General features: G+C 65.5%; 23 protein-coding genes. 12 read left to right on the forward strand and 11 right to left on the reverse strand.

From position 1 onward, the window contains the following. The first annotated feature begins 44 nt into the window (after positions 1-44). The 3 genes from IVB40_RS28970 (at position 45) to IVB40_RS28980 (ending at position 2,298) form a co-directional block, all read left to right on the forward strand. Entirely contained in the window at positions 45-278 is a 234-nt protein-coding gene (locus IVB40_RS28970) for a hypothetical protein (RefSeq protein ID WP_007606355.1), read from the forward strand. Between the two features lie 9 nt (positions 279-287). Continuing rightward, on the forward strand, positions 288-464 hold the full coding sequence (locus IVB40_RS28975; RefSeq protein ID WP_197031156.1) for a hypothetical protein: 177 nt from the start codon (positions 288-290) through the stop codon (positions 462-464). 244 nt (positions 465-708) lie between these two features. Continuing rightward, a complete protein-coding gene (locus IVB40_RS28980) occupies positions 709-2,298 on the forward strand; it encodes a gamma-glutamyltransferase (RefSeq protein ID WP_247817065.1) in 1,590 nt (529 codons plus the stop codon). Positions 2,299-2,300: 2 nt separating this feature from the next. Here the strand turns inward: IVB40_RS28980 and IVB40_RS28985 are convergent, their stop codons facing one another. The 4 genes from IVB40_RS28985 to IVB40_RS29000 are packed head-to-tail and all read right to left on the reverse strand — an operon-like array spanning position 2,301 to position 5,771. Beyond that, complete coding sequence (locus tag IVB40_RS28985; protein WP_247817066.1) at positions 2,301-3,587, reverse strand: FAD-binding oxidoreductase; 1,287 nt, start codon at positions 3,585-3,587, stop codon at positions 2,301-2,303. Positions 3,588-3,599: 12 nt separating this feature from the next. Next, positions 3,600-4,331: an amino acid ABC transporter ATP-binding protein gene (locus IVB40_RS28990; RefSeq protein ID WP_247468427.1), complete on the reverse strand. Its 732-nt coding sequence runs from the start codon at positions 4,329-4,331 to the stop codon at positions 3,600-3,602. Beyond that, entirely contained in the window at positions 4,328-4,981 is a 654-nt protein-coding gene (locus tag IVB40_RS28995) for an amino acid ABC transporter permease (protein ID WP_007600584.1), read from the reverse strand. The genes IVB40_RS28990 and IVB40_RS28995 overlap by 4 nt, the downstream gene beginning before the upstream one ends. Before the next feature lie 31 nt (positions 4,982-5,012). Next, complete coding sequence (locus IVB40_RS29000) at positions 5,013-5,771, reverse strand: ABC transporter substrate-binding protein (RefSeq protein ID WP_247817067.1); 759 nt, start codon at positions 5,769-5,771, stop codon at positions 5,013-5,015. Positions 5,772-5,952: 181 nt separating this feature from the next. On the opposite strand from IVB40_RS29000, the gene IVB40_RS29005 reads away from it, so the two are divergent. Continuing rightward, complete coding sequence (locus IVB40_RS29005; protein WP_247817068.1) at positions 5,953-6,627, forward strand: XRE family transcriptional regulator; 675 nt, start codon at positions 5,953-5,955, stop codon at positions 6,625-6,627. Between the two features lie 96 nt (positions 6,628-6,723). On the opposite strand, the gene IVB40_RS29010 is transcribed toward IVB40_RS29005, so the two are convergent. Both IVB40_RS29010 and IVB40_RS29015 read right to left on the reverse strand, forming a co-directional pair. Beyond that, a complete protein-coding gene (locus tag IVB40_RS29010) occupies positions 6,724-7,989 on the reverse strand; it encodes a D-amino acid dehydrogenase (RefSeq protein WP_247817069.1) in 1,266 nt (421 codons plus the stop codon). 70 nt (positions 7,990-8,059) lie between these two features. Continuing rightward, positions 8,060-9,394 carry an aspartate aminotransferase family protein gene (locus IVB40_RS29015; RefSeq protein WP_247817070.1) on the reverse strand — a complete coding sequence of 445 codons (1,335 nt, stop codon included), beginning with the start codon at positions 9,392-9,394 and terminating at the stop codon, positions 8,060-8,062. Positions 9,395-9,536: 142 nt separating this feature from the next. On the opposite strand from IVB40_RS29015, the gene IVB40_RS29020 reads away from it, so the two are divergent. Further along, positions 9,537-10,085 carry a cupin domain-containing protein gene (locus tag IVB40_RS29020; protein WP_007606338.1) on the forward strand — a complete coding sequence of 183 codons (549 nt, stop codon included), beginning with the start codon at positions 9,537-9,539 and terminating at the stop codon, positions 10,083-10,085. Positions 10,086-10,225: 140 nt separating this feature from the next. Further along, the gene (locus IVB40_RS29025) at positions 10,226-10,378 is read left to right on the forward strand and encodes a hypothetical protein (RefSeq protein ID WP_197031157.1); all 153 of its coding nucleotides are present in this window, start codon (positions 10,226-10,228) and stop codon (positions 10,376-10,378) included. A gap of 42 nt (positions 10,379-10,420) precedes the next feature. On the opposite strand, the gene IVB40_RS29030 is transcribed toward IVB40_RS29025, so the two are convergent. Genes IVB40_RS29030 through IVB40_RS29040 form a run of 3 tightly spaced genes read right to left on the reverse strand, consistent with a single transcriptional unit; the run spans position 10,421 to position 14,218 of the window. Continuing rightward, complete coding sequence (locus IVB40_RS29030) at positions 10,421-12,676, reverse strand: xanthine dehydrogenase family protein molybdopterin-binding subunit (protein ID WP_247817071.1); 2,256 nt, start codon at positions 12,674-12,676, stop codon at positions 10,421-10,423. Beyond that, entirely contained in the window at positions 12,663-13,724 is a 1,062-nt protein-coding gene (locus tag IVB40_RS29035) for a xanthine dehydrogenase family protein subunit M (protein WP_247817072.1), read from the reverse strand. Before IVB40_RS29035 ends, IVB40_RS29030 begins: the two co-directional genes overlap by 14 nt. Next, entirely contained in the window at positions 13,721-14,218 is a 498-nt protein-coding gene (locus IVB40_RS29040) for a (2Fe-2S)-binding protein (protein ID WP_247357236.1), read from the reverse strand. The genes IVB40_RS29035 and IVB40_RS29040 overlap by 4 nt, the downstream gene beginning before the upstream one ends. Before the next feature lie 240 nt (positions 14,219-14,458). Here IVB40_RS29040 and IVB40_RS29045 point away from each other — a divergent pair, with 240 nt between their 5' ends. Then, positions 14,459-15,100, forward strand: coding sequence for a TetR/AcrR family transcriptional regulator (locus IVB40_RS29045; protein WP_247819608.1), 642 nt, complete (start codon positions 14,459-14,461; stop codon positions 15,098-15,100). Positions 15,101-15,102: 2 nt separating this feature from the next. On the opposite strand, the gene IVB40_RS29050 is transcribed toward IVB40_RS29045, so the two are convergent. Next, positions 15,103-16,008 (reverse strand): LysR family transcriptional regulator, encoded by a 906-nt coding sequence (locus IVB40_RS29050; protein ID WP_197031158.1) that lies wholly within the window; start codon positions 16,006-16,008, stop codon positions 15,103-15,105. A 93-nt stretch (positions 16,009-16,101) separates the two neighbouring features. Between IVB40_RS29050 and IVB40_RS29055 the strand changes: the two genes are divergently transcribed. Next, positions 16,102-16,518, forward strand: a complete 417-nt coding sequence (locus IVB40_RS29055) for a cupin domain-containing protein (protein ID WP_051462822.1) — start codon at positions 16,102-16,104, stop codon at positions 16,516-16,518. 66 nt (positions 16,519-16,584) lie between these two features. Next, complete coding sequence (locus IVB40_RS29060) at positions 16,585-16,986, forward strand: DUF4864 domain-containing protein (protein ID WP_247357237.1); 402 nt, start codon at positions 16,585-16,587, stop codon at positions 16,984-16,986. On the opposite strand, the gene IVB40_RS29065 is transcribed toward IVB40_RS29060, so the two are convergent. Next, the gene (locus IVB40_RS29065; RefSeq protein WP_027568191.1) at positions 16,983-18,248 is read right to left on the reverse strand and encodes an MFS transporter; all 1,266 of its coding nucleotides are present in this window, start codon (positions 18,246-18,248) and stop codon (positions 16,983-16,985) included. The genes IVB40_RS29060 and IVB40_RS29065 overlap by 4 nt on opposite strands. 176 nt (positions 18,249-18,424) lie before the next feature. Between IVB40_RS29065 and IVB40_RS29070 the strand changes: the two genes are divergently transcribed. The 3 genes from IVB40_RS29070 to IVB40_RS29080 all read left to right on the forward strand — a co-directional run bounded on the left by IVB40_RS29070 (position 18,425) and on the right by IVB40_RS29080 (position 20,642). Then, positions 18,425-18,847, forward strand: a complete 423-nt coding sequence (locus tag IVB40_RS29070; RefSeq protein WP_245287812.1) for a hypothetical protein — start codon at positions 18,425-18,427, stop codon at positions 18,845-18,847. Between the two features lie 79 nt (positions 18,848-18,926). Continuing rightward, the gene (locus IVB40_RS29075) at positions 18,927-19,211 is read left to right on the forward strand and encodes a hypothetical protein (protein ID WP_027568193.1); all 285 of its coding nucleotides are present in this window, start codon (positions 18,927-18,929) and stop codon (positions 19,209-19,211) included. 9 nt (positions 19,212-19,220) lie between these two features. Then, complete coding sequence (locus tag IVB40_RS29080; protein WP_247357239.1) at positions 19,221-20,642, forward strand: TolC family protein; 1,422 nt, start codon at positions 19,221-19,223, stop codon at positions 20,640-20,642. Positions 20,643-20,646 lie beyond the last annotated feature (4 nt).

Genomic DNA, 20,646 nt, shown 5'->3' on the forward strand with positions numbered 1-20,646 from the left:
TGGTATCGGTTTGCCGTCCCAATCGCTCCCAATAGGAGACGCATATGGTCCAGGTCTATTTTCACTGCTCCAACTTGGACGGCACGCTGATCGATCGCAGCGGCACAGCCGTGACCAACCTGACCGAGGCGCGCGACCGTGCCGCCCAGATCATGAACGCGATGATCCTGACGCCCGGCGCTGAGGATTGGCGCGACTGGGTGATCCATGTCAGCGGCTCCGACGGCGAGGAGATCTTCGATCTCCCCTTCACTGCCATGCTCGGCAAGCCGCACTGAGGTGATGCCATGTTGCTCGCGTCACTGACCCTGCTCCGCCAGCCCCTGAACTTCGTCGCCAGCAAATGGCAGACGCTGATGCGGGTCGCGGGCAATCCCTACCGCCCCGAGCTTCACTACATGCGCGGGCCTGGCCCGAAATGGCACGCCAAGTATCAGGCCAGCCGGCTGGATCGCGCGCGCTGAGCCCTGCGGCTCCTGCTTCCCACTGATCGGTTTCTCAATGCGTCATGCCCGGGCCTGTCCCGGGCATTCTCGTCTTGGCATCTACGTCTTGCCGACTGCGCCTCCCCCGCCTGTTTCACACCAGCCATGCCACGCCGCCCTTTCGATGTTCTCGGTGGGGGCGATGTGCCATTCTTCGCGCGTTCCGCCGAATGCGGAGCTCAGCGCAACGAAGCCAAACCGAAGACAGCACACAGACATCATCATGCCTCACCAGTTCAGCCACGCCCAAACCGTCCGCAAGCCCGCCATCACATCCAAAGGCGGCATCGTCGCCGCGCAATCGCGGCGGGCGGCCGAAGTGGGGGCGCAAGTGCTGGCAGCGGGCGGCGACTGCGTGGATGCGATCGTCGCCACCACCTTCGCGCTCAACGTGCTGGAGCCCTGGAACAGCGGCATGGGCGGCGGCGGCGCGATGGTGCTCTACCGTGCCGCGGAAAATCGCTATGAGGTGATCGACTACGGCATGTGCGCGCCGCAAAGCCTGCGCACCGCAGACTATCCACTCAGCGGCGAAGGTGCGGCTTCCGACCTGTTTCCCTGGCAGCGGGTCAAGGACGACCGCAATATCCACGGCCCCGGCTCGATCGCCGTGCCCGGAGTCGTCGCCGGCATGGAGGAGGCGCATCGCCGCCACGCCAGGCTGCCGTGGAAAGATCTCGTCGCGCCGGCCGTCGCCCTCGCCCGTGAAGGCCTGCTGGTCGACTGGTGGACCACGCTGACGATCGCGGCATCGGCGGCCGATCTTCGGCGCTATCCGGGAAGCGCGGCCACGTTCCTGAAGGATGGCCTGCCGCCGAGCGCGCCATGGGGCATCAAGTCCGAGACGCGGCTGCCGCTGGACGCGCTGAAGGCGACACTGGCGCACCTCGCCGACGCCGGTCCGCGCGATTTCTACCAGGGCGACCTCGCCAGAAGCATCGCGTCCGACATCAAGGCTGACGGCGGCGCGCTATCGGTGGAGGACCTCGCCGCGTTCCGAGCCCATCTGCGCGATCCGCTGGCGATTCCCTATCGCGGCGGCAAGGTGTTTGCGACGCCGGAGCTGACGGCCGGACCGACCATGGCGCATGCGCTGCGCCTGTTGCAGCAGAACCTGAAGCCGGGAAGCGCGCCCGATGCAGCCGCCTACGCCGAATATGCCGCCGCGTTGCAATCGGCCTATCGCGAGCGGCTCAAGGACATGGGCGATGCCCATGGCAAGCGCTCGCTCGGCGCGGACTATCTGGCGCCCGCCTGCACCACGCACTTCTCCGTGGTCGACCGCCACGGCAATATCGCGGCGGTGACGCAGACGCTGCTGTCATCCTTCGGCTCGAAATACGTCACGCCGCACACCGGCATTGCCATGAATAACGGCATCATGTGGTTCGACCCGACGCCGGGCACCACCAACTCGCTCGCCCCTGGCAAGCGCTGCCTCACCAATTACACGCCCGTCATCGCCGAGGCCAAGGACGGCAGACGGCTCGCGGTCGGCGCCTCCGGCGGTCGCCGCATCCTGCCGTCGGTGATGCAGATCGTGTCGTTTGCGATGGATTTCGGCATGGATCTCGATGCCGCGATCCACCAACCGCGCATCGACGCCAGCGAAGGCGCGATCGTGATCGGCGATACCAGGTTGCCGGCGGACACACGCGAGATGCTCGCGGCGCGATTCGACTATGAGGAAGCGCGGGTGCAGTCCTTGCCGCAGAAGTTCGCCTGCCCGAGCGTCGTGATGCGCGACGGCGACACCAATTCCGGCGCGGTCGAGATCTTCCAGCCCTGGGCCGACGCGGTGGCGGAGGGCTGAGCCTAGATCCCCAGCCGGTCGCGCACGCGACCAGCGATCACTGCCGTCGTCACGCCGACCGGCCAGAAGGCATGCATCGGGATCGGCTTGATGCCGGTGACGGGCATGTCGATCTCGGTCTTGGCGCCGCCGATCAGACGCCGCGCGAGCTGCGCGCCCATGGCCGTCGAGAGCGCGACGCCGCGGCCGTTGCAGCCGAGTGAGATCAGGATGTTGTCCGCGGGCTCGTGCACATGTGGGTAATGATCTTTGGTGATGGCGAGCCGGCTGTTCCAGCCATGGGTCCAGACAACGCCCTTGAGCTGTGGCCATAGCCGCTCGGCGTATCGCATGAGATAGGCGACGTCGCGCGGCGAACTGATCCAGCGCATCGGGCCGCGGCCGCCCATCAAGAGGCGGTTCTGCTGATCGATGCGGTAATAGACGGTGATGTGGCCGCTCTCGTAAAGGACGGGACGCGCCGGCATGATCGAACGGGCCACGTCGTCAGACAGCGGGGCCGTGGCCGCGATCGAGGAAAACACCGGCACGATGGTGCGGCGAAGCGCCGGCCAGAGATCGTCGGTAAAACCGTTGGTCGCGAGCAGCACCTTGTCGGCATGCACCACCGCGCGCGGCGTCTCGATGCGCCAGCGGCTGCCTTCGCGACGGAGTGATAGTGCGGGTGTTTCGCCATACACCTTCGCGCCGGCGGAAATCGCGGCGCGCGCGAGGCCGCGGGCATAGCTGAGCGGATGCAGATCGCCGCCGCGGGTATCGAGCATGGCGCCGATGTAGCGATCCGTGCCGGTCATCTCGCGCAATTGCTCGCGATTGAGGTACGACACCGGCATGCCACGGGCGATGCACTGCTGTGCGGTTGTCTCGATCGCGGCGGCGCTGGCCTCGTTATAGGCCGCGCGCAGCGTACCGTTCTGCCGCGCTTCGCACGGGATCTGGTAGCGGCGGATTAAATCGTGGGTGAAATTTGTCGTGCCGTATGAGAAGGCGACCATGCGGCGGCCGAGCTCGACGCCAAAATCGGCTTCGATCTGATCGGGGTCGTGCTTCAGTCCCGGATTGGTGTGGCCACCATTATTGCCGGATGCGCCCCAGCCCGGCTCCTGCGCCTCCAGCACCAGCGCCTCGACGCCCTGCTCCGCCAGATGCAACGCGGTGGACAGCCCGGTGTAGCCGCCGCCGATAATGGCGACCGAGACCCTCTTGTCGATCTCGAGCGGCGGCGTGGCCACCGGCGCAACGGCGGTGTCGGCATAGAGAGACGGCGGCAGAGGCAGGCGCGTGGTCATGGCGAAGACCGATCAGAGCGGATGCAGCACGCGGCGCAGAAAATCCTGCGTCCGCGCATGCTGCGGTTGGTTGAGCACCGATTTCGCCGACCCCTGCTCGACGATGACACCGCCGTCGATGAACAGCACGCGGTCGGCGACATCGCGGGCAAAGCCCATCTCGTGGGTGACGACGACCATGGTCATGCCGTCGTCGGCGAGCTTGCGCATCACGCCGAGAACGTCGCCGACCAATTCAGGATCGAGCGCCGAGGTGGGTTCGTCGAACAGGATGGCCTTGGGCTGCATCGCCAGCGCCCGCGCGATCGCGACACGTTGCTGCTGGCCGCCGGAGAGCTGCGGCGGATGTTCGTTGGCTTTCTCGGCAAGGCCCACCTGGGCGAGCAGCGCGCGGCCACGCTCGAATGCGGCAGCGCGCGGCTCCTTCTTCACATAGAGCGGACCTTCGACCACGTTCTCCAGCACGGTCCGGTGCGGAAACAGGTTGAAGCGCTGGAACACCATCGAGACCTGGGTGCGGACTTGCACGATCGACGGCGCGTCGCGGTCGACCTTCAATCCCTCGACGCTGATCTCGCCGCGGTCGTAGCTTTCGAGACCGTTGATACAGCGCAAGATGGTGGACTTGCCGGAGCCGGAGGGGCCGACGATGCAGACCACCTCGCCCTTCTGGACGGACGCCGTGATGCCTTTGAGCACCTCGTTCTCGCCAAAGCTCTTGTGGACGTCGGTCAGCTCGATCATTTCTTGCCGGCCCGCTTCTCGAAGTGACGGACCAGCAGGATCAGCGGAATGCTCATGGTGAGATACATCAGCGCAACCATCGTAAACACGTTGGTGTTCTTGAAGGTCGAGGACGCGATCAGCTTGCCCTGAAGGGCGAGCTCGGCGACCGTGATGGTCGAGGCCTGCGAGGAATCCTTCAGCATCATGATCATGACGTTGCCGTAGGGCGGCAGCACTATGCGCACCGCCTGCGGCAGCACGACCCGGCGCATGGTCAGCCACCAGCCCATGCCGATCGATTGCGCCGCCTCGATCTGCCCCTTGTCGATGGCCTCGATGCCGGCGCGGAAATTTTCCGCCTGATAGGCCGAGTAGGCGATGCCGAGCCCGAGGATCGCGGCCTGCAACGCGCTGAGCGTGACGCCGAGATCAGGCATCACGAAGTAGAGGTAGAACAACAGCACGATGATCGGAATGCCGCGGATCACGTTGATCAGGCTGGCGCTGAGCAGCGACAGGACGCGGATGCCGGAGACCCGCATCATCGCCCAGACGAGGCCAAGCACCGTCGAGAGCAGCAGCGAGCCGATCGTGACGACGATCGTCAGCACGACGCCGCTCATCAGGATCGGGAAGAATTCGGCCGCGTCGTGCCAGAAGCCTTTCATCGATCAGCCTTCATCGATTGGCCGCTGGCGATCAACCCTGTGCCTTCAGGCCCCATTTATCGAGGATCTTGTCGATGGTGCCGTTGGCCTTCAGCTTGGCGAGCGAGGCGTTGATCTTGCCGAGCAGCGCGGTCTCGCCCTTGCGCACGCCGATGCCGACCGAGCCGACGGTGACGGGCTTGTAGCCGTCGACCAGGCGCACCTCGGGGAAGCCGCCCTGCTTCAGATTGTAGGCGAGGATCGGATAGTCGGCGTAACCGGCCTTGAGGCGGCCGGTGTTCACGTCGCGCAGGATGTCGGGGATGGTGTCGTAGGCCTTGACGTCGGCGAACAGGCCGGACTTCTTGAGCGCGTCGACGAAGGCGGTGCCTACCTGGGCGCCGACCGTCTCACCCTTCAGATCGTCCTGGGTGGCGTAGGCCTTGGTGTCGCTCTTCGGGACCACGAGGCCTTCGCCATAGGCGTAGATCGGGTCGGAGAAGTCGACGACCTCCTTGCGCGGGGCCGTGATGAACATCGCGGCCGCGATGATGTCGATCTTGCTCGATGTCAGAGACGGGATCAGCGCCGAGAACTGCATCGGCTCGATCTGCACGTTGAAGCCGGCATCCTTGCCCACTTCAGTGACGAGATCGACCATGATGCCCTGGATGGAATTGGTCTTGGTGTCGAGGAAGGTGAAGGGAATGCCTGTCGGCGTCGAGCCGACCTTCAGCACTTGCTGCGCCGAAGCCGGCGCTGCTGCGGCAATCGCGAGTGCCGCGACCGCGGCGAGACCAAAACGCTTCATCGCATCCCCCTTGGGCCCGGCCGATGGCGGCGCTCGCAGATCTCGTCATCGCAGACGTTGCGGGCCAAGCCGTTTCGGCCTATTTTCACCAGTATGAAAATTTGGTCACACTTTCGCGGCCGTTGCAAGCGGTTTTCATGCACATGAAGGAAGTGGTTTTGACGTGAGCGGTGGCAAGAGAATGCGCAGGCCGGCCGGCGCAAAGCCGGCGAAGAAGGTGCAGATAAAGGTGAAGGTGAAAGCCAAGGCCAGCACCAGGGCTGTCGCCAAATCGGCCGAGCCGGCGATGGATGTCGCGGTCGGCCGCCGCATCCGCGATCTCAGGCGGATCAGGCAATTCTCGCTCGAGACGGTCGCCTCGCGCACGGAGCTTTCGATCGGCTTCCTCAGCCAGATCGAGCGCGGCCTGTCGTCGCCGTCGCTGCGCGTGCTGGCCACGCTCGCCGACGTGCTCGGCGTCGGCATCGCCGCGCTGTTCGGCGCGAGCCCGAACGCCGACGGTGCATCCGACCAAATCGTCACGCGCGGGCTGCAACGGCCCGAACTGAAGCTCTGGCGCACCGGCGTGTCGAAGCAATTGCTGAGCCCGGCCAGCGCCGACAACCGGCTCAATCTATTCCTGGTACATCTGGAGCCCGGCGGCTCCACCGGCGACGAACTCTACACCCATGACGGCGAAGAAGCCGGCCTCATGCTCGAAGGCGAGATGATGCTGACGGTGGACAGCGAGACATGGTCGCTGAAGACGGGCGACAGTTTTCGGTTTGCAAGCCGGAGGCCGCACCGGTTTTCGAATCCGGCCGAGGATGCCAAGGCGGTGGTGCTGTGGGTAAATTGCGTGACGGGGACGGGGTAGCGGCCGTCATTGCGAGCGCAGCGAAGCAATCCAGGGTCTTTCCGAGGAGGCAGTCTGGATTGCTTCGCTTCGCTCGCGATGACGGGAGGATTGAACTTAACCGAACCGGTACTTGTACCGGTCCACCGTCAGCGCACTCACATCAATGTCCGGCTTCTTGCCCGACAGCATGTCGGCGAGCACGCGGCCGGAGCCGCAGGACATGGTCCAGCCGAGCGTGCCGTGGCCGGTGTTGAGGTGAAGGTTGGCGTATTGCGTCGGGCCGATCACGGGCGGGCCGTCGGGCGTCATCGGGCGCAGACCGCTCCAGAACGTTGCCTTGGAGAGATCGCCGCCGCGCGGAAACAGATCGGTCAGCGAGTGATCGAGCGTGGCGCGCCGCGCCTCGTAGAGCTGGCTCGAGAAGCCCGAGATTTCGGCGGTGCCGCCGACGCGGATGCGATTGCCGAGGCGCGTGATGGCGACCTTGTAGCTCTCGTCCATCACGGTCGATTCCGGCGCGCCGGAAGCGTCCTTGATCGGCACCGTGATTGAATAGCCCTTCACGGGATAGACCGGCAGCGAAATATCGAGCGGCGCGACCAGCCGCGACGACCAGCTTCCGAGCGCGAGCACGTAAGCGTCGGCCTGCAACATACCGGCGCTGGTCACGACGCCGCTGACGCGCCCGCCGTCGGTGACGATGCGGTCGATGCTGGTGTTGAACATGAAGCGCACGCCGAGCGCTTCGGCATGCTTGGCCAGCGCCTGCGTGAACATGTGGCAGTCGCCGGTCTCGTCCTGCGGCAAACGCAGTCCGCCCGCGAACTTCTCCTTCACGCCCGCCAGCGCCGGCTCGGCCGCGATGCAGCCCTCACGGCTGAGCACCTCGAACGGCACACCGTATTGCTTGAGCACGGCGATGTCCTCACCGGTGCCGTCGAGCTGCGATTGGTAGCGGAATAGCTGCAGCGTGCCCTGCGAGCGCTCGTCATATTGAATGCCGATGTCGCGGCGCAGGTCGCGCAGGCAATCGCGACTATATTCCGCGATCGGGATCATCCGGCTCTTGTTGATCGCGTAGCGTTCGCTGGTGCAATTGCGCAGCATCTTGAGCAGCCAGACCCACATCACGGGATCGAGCTTCGGCCGGATCACCAGCGGGCCGTGCTTCATCAGCAGCCATTTGACCGCCTTCACCGGTACGCCGGGACCGGCCCAGGGCGAGGAATAGCCGGGCGACACCTCGCCGGCATTGGCAAAGGAGGTCTCGAGCGCCGGTTCGGGCTGACGGTCGACGACCGTCACCTCGTGGCCGGCACGCGCGAGGTAGTAGGCAGAGGTGACACCGATGACACCGCTGCCGAGGATCAGAACTTTCACGCTTGGTCAAACTCCCGCGGCATCACGCTCGCCGCTGCAAGAGGGAACTCCGCAACGGCGAGAGCAATTATCAGGCCACCCGCTTGATGGCATCGCCGAGGATCGACACGATATCGTCGATGTGGCTCTTCTCGACGATGAGCGGAGGCGACAGCGCAAAGCTATCGCCGCTCATGCGGAAGTACAGCCCGCGATTGAAGCAGTCGACCATGACGTCGTAGCCACGCACGCCAACCGTACCGTCACGCGGCGACAACTCGACCGCGCCCATCAGGCCGCAATTGCGGATATCGACGACATTGGGCAGGCCCTTCAGCGAATGCAGCGCATCGCGCCAGTATTCGGAGATCGACGCACCGCGCGTCAGCAGGCCTTCGTCCTTGTAGATGTCGAGCGTGGCGATGCCCGCGGCGCAGGCGACCGGATGCGCCGAATAGGTATAGCCGTGGAACAGCTCCATCGCGTTCTCCGGGCCGACCATCAGGCCGTCGTGAACCTTGCGGCTTGCGAACACGGCGCCGCAGGGAATGGTGCCGTTGGTGATGCCCTTGGCCGTTGTCATCATATCGGGCGTGACGCCGAAGAAGTTGGCGGCGAAGGGCGTCCCGAGCCGGCCGAAGCCGGTGATGACCTCGTCGAAGATCAGGAGGATGCCGTGCTTGTCGCAGATCTCGCGCAGGCGCTGGAGATAGCCCTTTGGCGGCGGCAACACCGCAGTCGAGCCCGGCACCGGCTCGACGATGACGGCAGCAATGGTCTCGGCGCCGTGCAGGGCCACCAGCCGCTCGAGATCATCGGCGAGCTCGGCGCCATGCTCGGGCTGATCCTTGGCGAAGGCGTTGCGGGTGAGATCATGGGTGTGGCGGATGTGGTCGACGCCCGGCAGCAGGGTGGCGAAGGCGCGGCGGTTGGCGACCATGCCGCCGACCGAGGTGCCGCCGAATCCGACGCCGTGATAGCCGCGCTCGCGGCCGATCAGGCGGGTGCGGCTCGCCTGGCCGTTGGCGCGATGATAGGCGAGCGCGATCTTCAGCGCGGTGTCGACCGACTCGGAGCCGGAATTGGTGAAGAAGATGCGATCGAGGCCCTTCGGCGCGATCTCGGCCAGACGCTCGGCGAAGTCGAATGCCAGCGGATGGCCCATCTGGAACGACGGTGCGAAATCCAGCGTCATCAGCTGGCGCTCGACGGCGGCGGCGATCTGCTTGCGGCCGTGGCCGGCATTGACGCACCAGAGGCCGGCGGAGGCGTCGATCACCTTGCGGCCGTCGACAGTGGTGTAGTGCATGCCTTCGGCCGAGGAGAACAGGCGGGGCGCCTTCTTGAACTGCCGGTTGGCCGTGAACGGCATCCAGAACGAGTCGGTCTTGATGGTGTTCGGAATCTGATGAAGGGTCACGGCCATGCTCCTTTGCTGACCGGATACCACAGGCACGGCTGCGAAAGCGCAACAAGTCCTTTTCTGATGGCCTGCAAGCCATTGATTTGACTGAGGCTGCCGGTCCATATTTGCGCGATCCGCAACACCTGCAACACGGGACAGGGACATGAGCGTCGATATCGGTGGACGGCTGCGATTCATCCGGGCGCGCCAGAAGCTGTCGCAGCGCGAACTCGCCAAACGCGCCGGCGTCACCAATTCGACGATCTCGCTGATCGAATCCAACCAGATGAACCCGTCGGTGGGGGCGCTGAAGCGCATCCTCGACGGCATCCCGATGGGGCTCGCCGAGTTCTTCGCGCTGGAGCCGGAGAGCCGGCGCAAGATCTTCTACCGCGGCGAAGAGCTGACCGAGGTCGGCAAGAAGCCGATCTCCTATCGGCAAGTCGGCGACAATCTGTTCGGTCGCAGCCTGCAGATCCTGAAGGAGCGCTATGAGCCCGGCAGCGACACCGGGCGCGTTCACCTCGTCCATGACGGCGAGGAAGGCGGCATCGTGATCTCGGGAAAGCTCGAAGTCACCGTCGAGGACGAGCGCCGCATTCTCAATCCCGGGGATGCCTACTACTTCGAGAGCCGGCGTCCGCATCGCTTCCGCTGCGTCGGCGGCAAGCCGTGCGAGGTGATCTCGGCCTGCACACCGCCGACGTTTTGAAGTTGTCCGCAATCCTACGGAGCCACCGGTATCTTACGGAGGTTGAGCCATCTCAATTTCCGCAGCCTGATCCTCTATATGTTTCGAGCCATAGCCAAGCAGCCTCCGCTTTCCGGAGCCGCTTCGTAACAGGGCTCGCTATGAAGATCACGCTCGCAAATGCAGAGGCCGCACTCGATGAAGTGCAGCGCGACAGCGACAAGCTCCATTCGGAGGAGCTGCGCAAGACCATCGCGAATTACATCGAGTCGCAGCGAGAGGCTCTCAAGGCTCTTCGCAAGAAGCTGCACTAGCAGGCGGGGAGCGAGACGGGCTCGCCCGCCGCTGCTTGAAGGCTACGTCAGCAACTCCTCGATCCGGATCGGGAAGCGGCGGACACGCACGCCCGTCGCATGCCAGACGGCGTTAGCGACTGCCCCTGCACTGCCGGTGATGCCGATCTCGCCGACACCCTTGATGCCGAGCGCGTTCACGTGCGGATCGTGCTCATCGACCGTGATCACGTCGAGCGGCGGCACGTCGGCATTCACCGGGATATGGTACTCGCCGAGATTGGCGTTCATGATCCGGCCGGTGCGGCGGTCGGTGATGGCTTCCTCGTGCAAGGCGAAGGACAGGCCCCAGATCATGCCACCGAACAGCTGGCTCTGCACCATGCGCGGGTTGACGATCCGTCCCGCGCCGAAAGCGCCGACCATGCGGGTGACGCGGACCTGGCCGAGTTCGGGATCGACCTTCACCTCCGCGAACACCGCGCCATGGGCGTGCATCGCATACTCCTCCATCGCCGTCGGATTCGGCGCGCCGGTGCCGCGCGCCTCGACCTCGGCCACGCCTGCGCGCGCAAGAATCTCGGAGTAGCTTTCGCCGCGGCTCTCGTCGTCGCGCCGGATCAACCTGCCATCGCGCGCGATCACGCCGGCGTTGCCGGCGCCGAACAGCGGCGAGTGCTCGTCACCGGTGGCGAGATTGGCGAGTTTCGCAATCACGGCCGCGCCTGCGCTGTGGATCGCGGCACCCGCGGTCGCGGTATGCGCGGAGCCGCCGGCAATGCCGGCGTCGGGCAGGTCGGACGACCCCGCCTTGAACTCGACGCGGTCGATATCAAGCCCGAGTTCGTCGGCCGCAATCTGCGCCAGCGCCGTCCAGGCACCCTGCCCCATGTCATGCGCGCCGATCTCCATGGCACCGGAACCGTCGCGGCGAAGCACGGCACGCGCCTCGGCCTGGAACATCAGCGCCGGGAACGTGGCGGTACCCATGCCCCAGCCGACCAGAAGGCCGGCATCGTCGCGCATCTGCCGCGGCTGGAGCGGTCGCTTTGCCCAGCCGAAACGCGCCGCGCCTTGCTCGTAACAGGCCCGCAACGCCTTGGACGAGAACGGCTTGCCGGTGATCGGCTCGACCTCGGCATAGTTCTTCAGGCGGAACGCAAGCGGATCGATGCCGCAGGCCCAGGCCATCTCGTCGATCGCGCTCTCCAGCGCGATCGAGCCGGTCGCCTCGCCGGGCGCGCGCATGAACAACGGCGTGCCGGTGTTGACACGCACGGCGTCATGCGAGGTGCGGATCGCAGGTGCCGCATAGAGCGTGTGCGAGGCATCGGCCGCGGGCTCGTAGAAATCGTCGAACGTGCTCGACACGGTGCGCGCGTGGTGATCCAGCGCTGTCAGGCGCCCCTCGCCATCGGTGCCGATGCGCAGCCGCTGCCGCGTCGGCGCGCGATGGCCGACCGGGCCGTACATCTGCTCGCGGCGCAGCACCAACTTGACCGGTTTGCCGACGAGCTTTGCCGCCATGATGCCGAGGACCGGCGGGCCGGCCATGAGTCCCTTCGAGCCAAACCCGCCGCCGAGGAACGGGCTGCGGATGTGGATCTTGTCGTGCGCGATGCCGAACAATTCGGCAACACGCGCCAGCGACAGCATGAGACCCTGGGTCGGCATGTCGATCTGCAGGTTGTCGCCATCCCATGCAGCCACGATCGCATGCGGCTCCATTGCGTTGTGATATTGCGGCGGCGTTTCGTAGACCGCGTCGATCCGCTTCTCGGCCGACGCAAGTCCCGCCTCCACATCGCCGCGATGATTTTCCGTGGGGTTGCCGACTCCGACGACCGGCGGCACGAAGCTTTCACCCGCGTCGAGGCCGATGAGCGCGGGCAGCGTCTCGTAGCGCGGCGCCAGCAGCGCGGCGCCTTCCGTGGCCGCCTCGAGCGTTTCGGCGATCACGACGGCGATCGGCTGGTTGGCGTAGCGGACTTCATTGCTCTGCAACACCTCCATCCGGAACACGAAAGGATTGGTCTTGATCTCGGGATCAATCGCGAGTTCAGGCTTGTGGTCTGGCGTCATGACATCGACGACGCCGGGGTGGCGCTTGGCAGCAGTGACATCGAGCGAGGTCACGCGGCCGCGCGAAATGCTGGCGACGGCCATCACCGCAAACAGCATGCCGGGCGGATGATTGTCGGCGGCGTAGGTCGCCTGGCCTTGGACCTTAAGCACGCCGTCGCGGCGGGTCAGCGGCTGACCAATGCTGGAGCCATGGCGCAGATGAGCGGGCGCGCTGGTGAGATTAAGCTCGGGCATGAATGGCTCCGGACGTCGAGGCAAAGGGAGAGGCCGGCAGCGCGGGGATGCGCACGGGCGTACCGGCGGCAGCGAGGCTCAGCGCGCGCACGATGATGCGGCGCGCGAGCTCGATCTTGAAGGCGTTGTCGCCGGACGGTTTTGCGTCGGCGAGCGCGCGCGAGGCGGCTTCCTGGAAAGCGTCCACCGTGGGCGCGACGTTCCTGAGCACGTCCTCCCCAGCGCGGGCGCGCCAGGGCTTTGCGGCGACACCGCCGAGCGCAAGCCGCGCCTCCGCGATCTTGCCGTTCTCGATCCGCAGCGCGGCCGCAGCCGAGACGACGGCAAACGCGTAGGACGTTCGATCGCGGACCTTGAGATAGCGCACATGCGCGGCAAAGCCCCGCGCAGCGGGCGGCAGACGCACCGCCACGATCAGATCTCCCGGTTCAAGCGCCGATTCACGCTCGGGCGTATTGCCGGGCAGGCGATGCAGCTCGTCGAGCGCGATCTCGCGCCGCCCCTTCCTACCCTCGATCTCGACGATTGCATCGAGCGCGACCAGCGGCACGCAGAAGTCGGACGGATGCGTGGCGATGCAGTTTTCGCTCCAGCCGAGCACGGCGTGGGTGCGGTTCTCGCCGTCACGCGCGTCGCAACCGCTGCCGGCCTCGCGCTTGTTGCAGCGGCTGGCGGTGTCATAGAAATACGCGCAGCGGGTCCGTTGCAGCAGATTGCCGCCGACGGTCGCGGCATTGCGCAATTGCGCCGATGCGCCGGAGAGCAGCGCTTCGGCGACGGCCGGATAGGACTTTGCGAAGTCAGCGTCATGCGCAAGATCGGCGTTGCTCACCAGTGCGCCGATACGCATACCACCGTCGGCGAGACGCTCGATCCGATCGAGGCCGTCGAGATGGGTGACGTCAACCAGACGATCCGGACGGCTGACGCCGCCCTTCATCAGATCGAGCAGGTTAGTGCCGGCGGCGAGATAGGCGGCGCCCGGCTGCGCGGCGGCGGCGACGGCCTCGGCGACCGTGGCCGGCCTGACGTAATCAAACTGCTTCATGCGGAGCGCCTCTGGTTGGATTCGTCCATGCCGGCCTGCGCGTCGAGCACGGCATCGACGATGCCGGCATAGGCGCCGCAGCGGCACAGATTGCCGCTCATGCATTCGCGAATGCGCTCGGGATCGTTGCCGGCCTGCGCCTCGCTCATCATGCCGATCGCGCTCATGATCTGGCCGGGCGTGCAGAAGCCGCACTGAAATCCGTCATGGGCGATGAAGGCGGCCTGCACGGGGTGAAGTTGCTCGCCGCGCGCGATGCCTTCGATTGTGAGGATGTCGGCGCCGTCATGACTGATCGCGAGCGCGAGGCAGGAGTTGATGCGCTTGCCGTCGACGAGAATGGTGCAGGCGCCGCATTGGCCGCGGTCGCATCCCTTCTTGGTTCCGGTCAGATGGAGGCGCTCACGCAGGAGATCGAGCAGCGTGACGCGCGGATCGTCGAGGACGAAGTCGCGCCGCGCACCGTTCACGGTGAGGCTGATGGAGTGGTTCATACAAGGCTCCGATCAGATATGGACATGAGTGATCGCGCAGCGCGCCACCGCCGTGGCCGCCGTCGACATGCGCCCCCCGAACATCATCCGGGGCAACGACTTCAGCGAAGATACGGAGGCAGCCTCCGCTTAACAAGGGCCGGCGGGAAATATTTGGAATTCGTCAAAAGCCCGTGCGCATCAACGCGATGCAGCCCCACAAGGGTTCAATCTAACCAATTCGTGATCTACATTGCGTGGATGGACGACCACACCACCGACCAGACCCGGAAGCCCCGCGCCGATGCCGTGCGCAATCGCGAGCGCGTGCTTGAGGCCGCAAAGGCCGTGTTCAACGCAGGTGGTCCCGAGGCGAGCCTGGAGGCGGTGGCAAGACGTGCCGGCGTCGGCATCGGCACGCTGTATCGGCATTTCCCGACGCGCGAGGATTTGTTCGAGGCGGTGTACCGGCGCGAGGTCGAACAGCTCAGCGAGCTCGCCGAGCAGTTGAAGAACGGGGACCCGGTCGATGCGCTCAGGCGCTGGCTGCACTCAGGCGTCGAGTTCGTTGCCACCAAGAAGGGCATGGTCGCAGCCTTGGCACTCGCGGTGCAGAGCGGGTCGGAGTTGCATGCCTTTTCCTTTGAGCGCCTGACCAAGGCGATCGGCTCGCTGCTCGACCGCGCAGCCGCGGCCGGCGCGATGCGCGCAGACATAAGTCCCGAGGACTTGCTGCGCGCGTTCTTCGGCATGTGCTACATGCACGACCAGCCCGGCTGGCAATCCTCGGTGCTGCGGATGCTCGACGTGTTCGTCGACGGTTTGCGGGTGCAGCCCGTGGTGAAGGCCAAGGTCCGCGTGGCCGCCAAGCCCGCGAAGCCGGCTGCAAAGCGGAACCGATAGCGTCACCCTGTCAGGATCGGCCTCAGTGCCTCGCGGTGATGCACGATGAAGTCGAAGAAGGCCGCGATCCGCGGTACACGCCGGAGATCGGGATGCGTCAGGATGCGCCAGCTTCGCGTCAATTCCGGAATCGGGCCAAGGACGCACACGAGATCGGCTTCGGCATCGCCGAGCGCGACGGGAAGCGGACCGATGCCGACGCCGGACTTGATCGCGGAAACGAGGCCAAGCACGCTGTTGACGCGCGCAGCCATCTGAGCATTGGGCGCGACCTCCTTCAGCCATGGGACGGCGCGGTGCTTGGAGAGGGATTCGTCCAGCCCGACCAGCAAATGAGACGTGAGGTCCTCGACACGATCCGGGCTGCTGTGCCGGTGAAGATAGTCGCGGCTGGCGTAAACCGCCCAGATCGACTCGGCGATCTTGCGTCCGACCAGCTCGTCGTCGGTATCGCCCGAGCGAAAAGCGATATCGACCTCGCCCTTCGACAGATCGAGATAGCCATCGCTCATCACGAATTCGACCCGCAGCGAGGGATGCAGCGTGTGAAAGTCGCCGACGAGGCCGGACTGGATGAGCCGGGCGACAATCGGCTCGGGACAGGTGACGCGGATCACACCCTTCATGTCCTGCTCGGCGTCAGCCGTCCGACGCTGGAAGTCATCAATGGTGGCTTCGACCCGTTCGGCATAGGGCAGCATGATGTGACCGAATTCGGTGAGGCGGTAGCCGCTCGGCTGACGCATCACCAGTGCGCGGCCGACCCGCCGCTCCAGCTCCTCAAGCCGCCGCTGCACGGTCGACTGGCTGAGGCCGAGCGCCTTGCCGGCGGCAATGGTGCTGCCATGCCGCGCGACCGCCAGGAAATATTTGAGGTCGTTCCAGTCGAACATGGAGCGATTATGCACTTCTGCGGCCGCCGGCCGCAATGTTGCGGCTGCCGGGCCCGAACCGCGGCACCTAGGTTGGTGTCTTCAGCGACTTTAGAATGGAGACTTTGGATGCGCCCCCATTTCACTTTCGGCGCCGTAATCGTTCTGGGATGGTCGACCGCAGCCACTGCGCAGGACCATCGGACACAGGACATCGCCAAACCGAATCTGGTGCTTCAACAAGTGGTTGAGGGCTTGCCGAAGGACGAGAAGCAGTCCGTGCGGGTGATGACCGCGTCGTTCAAGCCGGGCGACAAGACGGTCCATCATACCCACCGCTTCCCGGTGACCGTCTACGTGCTGGAAGGCGCCTTCACACTCGAACTCGAGGGCAAGCCGCCGCTGACGGTCAAGGCCGGCGAGGCAATGGTGGAACCGCCGAACGTGGCGATGACCGGCTACAATCGGACGACGGGCGAGACCAGGGTCGTGATCTTCTATGTCAGCGCGGTCGACACGCCTTTCCTCGACCCGCTGTCGCATTAGGCTGTTTGCCCGAACATCCGCGTGGCGATATCCTCGCTGACCGGGATGACCAAGCGAGGTTTTGCCATGCGTGTGCTCCTTGTCCTGATTTTTGCGCTGCTGGCTGGCGCTTCAGCACGCGCCGACGATGTCGCGACGGCACAGGATATCATCCGCGCCCAGGAGCAGGCATTCGGCCGCGACGACGCGCGCGCGGCCTACTCCTACGCCGCGCCGGCGATCCGGGAGATCTTCCCCGCGCCCGACATCTTCATGTCCATGGTGCAAAACGGCTACCCGCCGGTCTATCGGCACAAGAGCTTTGAATTTGGCGACAGCAAGAGCGAGGGCAGCCGCATTGCCCAGCACGTCCATATCATCGATGCCAATGGCGAAGCCTGGGAAGCGCTCTACACGCTCGAGCAGCAGGCGGACGGCAGCTACAAGATCACGGGTTGTTCGCTGCTGAAGGCGGGACAGGCAGTCTAGGTCGCAAAACCCGGGCCGGTCCTGACGGCATTCATCCGCGAGCGGATCAGCAGCGTCAACACGATGCCGATATTGAGTGCGTTCCACGCCACGCCGTTGGTGAACGCCGCTGCGTAGGAGCCCGTGGCGTCGAAGATGACGCCCGAGACCCAGCCGCCGAACGACATGCCGAACACGGACGCGAAGATCACGATGCCGACTCGGGTTGCGGCCTCGCTCGCAGGCATCGCCTCGCGCACGATGATGGCATAGCTCGGCACGATGCCGCCCTGGAACAGGCCGAACATCGCGGAGATCAGATAGAGCGAGGTCAGGCTGTCAAAGAACAGGTAGAATACGAGCGCGAAGCCCTGCGCCAGCGCACCGATCAGAAGCGTCGGGATGCCGCCGATCTTGTCGGCGAGATAGCCCGAGCCGATCCGGCTGACGATGCCGCAGGCCATCATCAGCGACAGCATCTCGGCGCCGCGCGCCACGCCATATCCGAGATCGCCGCAATAGGCGACGATATGCACTTGCGGCATTGCCATGGCGACGCAACAGGAAATGCTGGCGATCGAGAGCAGCACCGTCAGCGTGTTGGTCGAGAGCTTGAGGTCGACCCGCGGCGGCGCTGCATTGGCATGATCGTTGACCTTGTCGTGGCCCATCTGCGCGCGCAGGACCAGCACCAGGATGGTCATCAGGCTGACGCAGACGAGGCCGATGCCGATATGAGTGAAGCGCCAGCCGATCGTCTGCATGCCCGTGCTCACGAGCGGCGGCCACATCGTGCCGGCGACATAATTGCCGCTCGCGACGATGGTCACGGCCAGGCCGCGATAGCGCTCGAACCAGTGCGAGGCCTCCGCCATCAGCGGCGCGAAGGTCGCGGAGGTGCCGAGCCCGATCAGGAAATACGCCGCCACGAACTGCCAGAGCTGGGTGGACAGACCCGCCAGCACATTGGCGACCCCGAGGAAGGCGATGCTGATCGCCATCGCCGCCACGATGCCGAACCGGTCGGTGATCCTGCCGGCGATGACGCCGCCAAGCCCGAAGCCGAACATCATCAGGGTGAAAGCCAGCGACACCGCACCGCGCGTCGCGGAGAATTCGGCCTGCACCGCAGGAATCATGACGACGATCGCCCACATGCCGACGCCGCCGATCGAGCCGATCAGAAGCGCAATGACGAGGCGCACCCAGGCCTGACGCGAATCAGGGGTGAATGCTTCGGGTGTTTGTCCTGATTGATTTGGCGCGTGCACGGGCGGGACCATGGCCCGCGGATCACCACAGGGTCAACCATTGTGGCGCGATATTGGGCATGCACGGTGCACTGCGGTAAGATGGAGCTTGGCGAACGCGCGTTTTGCCATTATTTTGCAAATGAGCGCATGCAACATGGCGGCGCGGAGAGCATGTCGGCGGAATGTTGCTGCGATTGACACGATCGATGCGGATCAAGGTGGGGCGCTTCATTGCCCTCGCCTATCTGTTCTGCGTGCTCGCGCCGGCCGCAAGCCTCGCCTGGGGTAGCGCTCCAGCACCGTGCCTCGACGATGCGCTTGTCGCCGACCGCGTGCCGGTGCATCACCAGATGCAGGCCGGCCACACGCATGACGGCGCCTCGCATGACCACGCCGGGCCGCATGCGCATCACCAGGCCGCCGCGCAGGACGCGCCCCCGGCCCCTCATCATCACGGCGGCAAGGGTACGGCGGGACCGTGCTGCGCGATGATGTGCGTGAGCGCGTTGCCGGCCGACCTGCCCAGCGTCGCAAAGCCGCTTCAGCCGGTTTCCGCCTGCTCGCCCGAGATCGTGGCCAGCCTGCACAGCGCGGCGGCGCCCCTGCACTACCGCCCTCCCATCGCCTGATCTGACACACGACGACGTCAGGCCGAGCGCGCATCCGCGCGCGCGAGCCTGTGGTCTCCAGACAGATCAGGGATGACTCATGCTTACGCTTTCCGGGGCGAAGTCCGCCGCTGCATTCGCGGCGCGGGGACGACACTTTCGATTCAATTGGCCGCTGCTGGCCGCGACTGCATTGGCGTTATCCGGCTGCATGCCGGCAACGACACGAGTCGCCGGCGCTGATCCTGCCGATCCCACGGCCAAGGTCGCGCGCGCCGGCTATCGTTCGACGATTGCGCCCTACACCAGCCTGCGGCCCGCGACGCCGGCACCCTGGCGCGAGCGCAACGAGAGCGTCGCGCCGCAACCCAAACAAGACCGGTAGGAGCGCGCCATGACACACCGTCTCGCGCCAAGCCTGCTCGTTCTTGCCTCGCTCGGCTTGTCGGGCTGTGCGGCCTTCTCGCCCGACAGCGGCATGAATGCCGTCTCGGAGCTGACGAGCCAGACCATCAAAAAGGATGTCGCCTTCGTGCGGACGGCCGAGGGAGCCGGCGCGGTCGACGCGCGCGCTCGCCAGTTGCTGTCGCGAACACTCAGCGTCGAGACCGCCGTGCAGATCGCACTGCTCAACAACAAGGGGCTTCAAGCCGCCTATAACGAGCTCGCGCTGGCCGAGACCGATCTCGTCGAGCAGAGCCTGCCGCCCAACCCCGTGTTCTCGGTCTCGCGGATCTCGGGCAATGGCGCCAGCGAAATCGAACGTCAAATTGTCGGCGACATCCTCGCGCTCGCCAGCCTGCCGTTCCGCTCGGAGATCGCCCGCGACCGTTTCCGCCAGGCGCAATTGCGAGCTAGCCTCGCGACGTTGCGGCTTGCCGCCGATGTCCGCCGCGTCTATTGGCGCGCCGTTGGCGGCAACGAGACGGTGGCGTTGCTGACGGATGCGAAGGCGACGGCGGAATCGACCGCACAGCTCGCGGTCAAGCTCGGCGAAACCGGCTCGATCAACAGGCTCGATCAGGCCCGTGAACAGGTGTTTTACGCCGAAACCACCGCCGACCTCGCCACCGCGCGACAGACGGCGACGAGCGCGCGCGAAAAGCTGGCGCGCCTGATGGGGCTGTGGGACGGCGGCCTCGACTTCCGGCTGCCCAATCAACTGCCGCCGCTGCCGCGCCGGCCGCAGGCTTTGCCGTCGATTGAAGCCGACGCGGTCGCCCATCGCATCGACCTGCAGATCGCGCGGCTCGAGCTGACGGCGCTGGCGAAGTCGCTGAACCTCACCGAGGCGACGCGCTTCGTGACACTGCTCGATCTCGCCGGCATCTCCCGCCGCACCCGGGATCCGGAAGGCGCGCCGTTCCGCGAGCGCGGCTTCGACGTGCAGTTTCAGATCCCCATCTTCGACGGCGGCGAGGTGCGGGTGCGGCAAGCGGCGGAGACCTACAATTTCGCCTTCAACCGGCTGACCGAACGCGCCGTGAATGTACGCTCCGAAGCGCGCGATGCTTATCGGGTCTATCGCTCCGGCTACGACATCGCCAGCCACTATCAGCGCGAGATCATCCCCTTGCGAAAGATCATCACCGAGGAGATGCAGCTCCGCTTCTCCAGCATGCAGGTCGACATTTTCGCGCTGCTCACCGAGGCGCGACAGCGGCTCGCGTCGCTGCGCGGCGCAATCGATGCCAGGCAAAGATTTTTCCTTGCCCAATCCGACTTGCAGACCGCCGTGAACGGCGGCGGCGCGCCCGCTGACGGCGACAATTCAACCACTCTCGCCGCGGCAGCGCCTGCCGATGGCGGTCACTGACATG

This window comes from Bradyrhizobium sp. 40 (assembly GCF_023100925.1).
Lineage (GTDB): Bacteria > Pseudomonadota > Alphaproteobacteria > Rhizobiales > Xanthobacteraceae > Bradyrhizobium.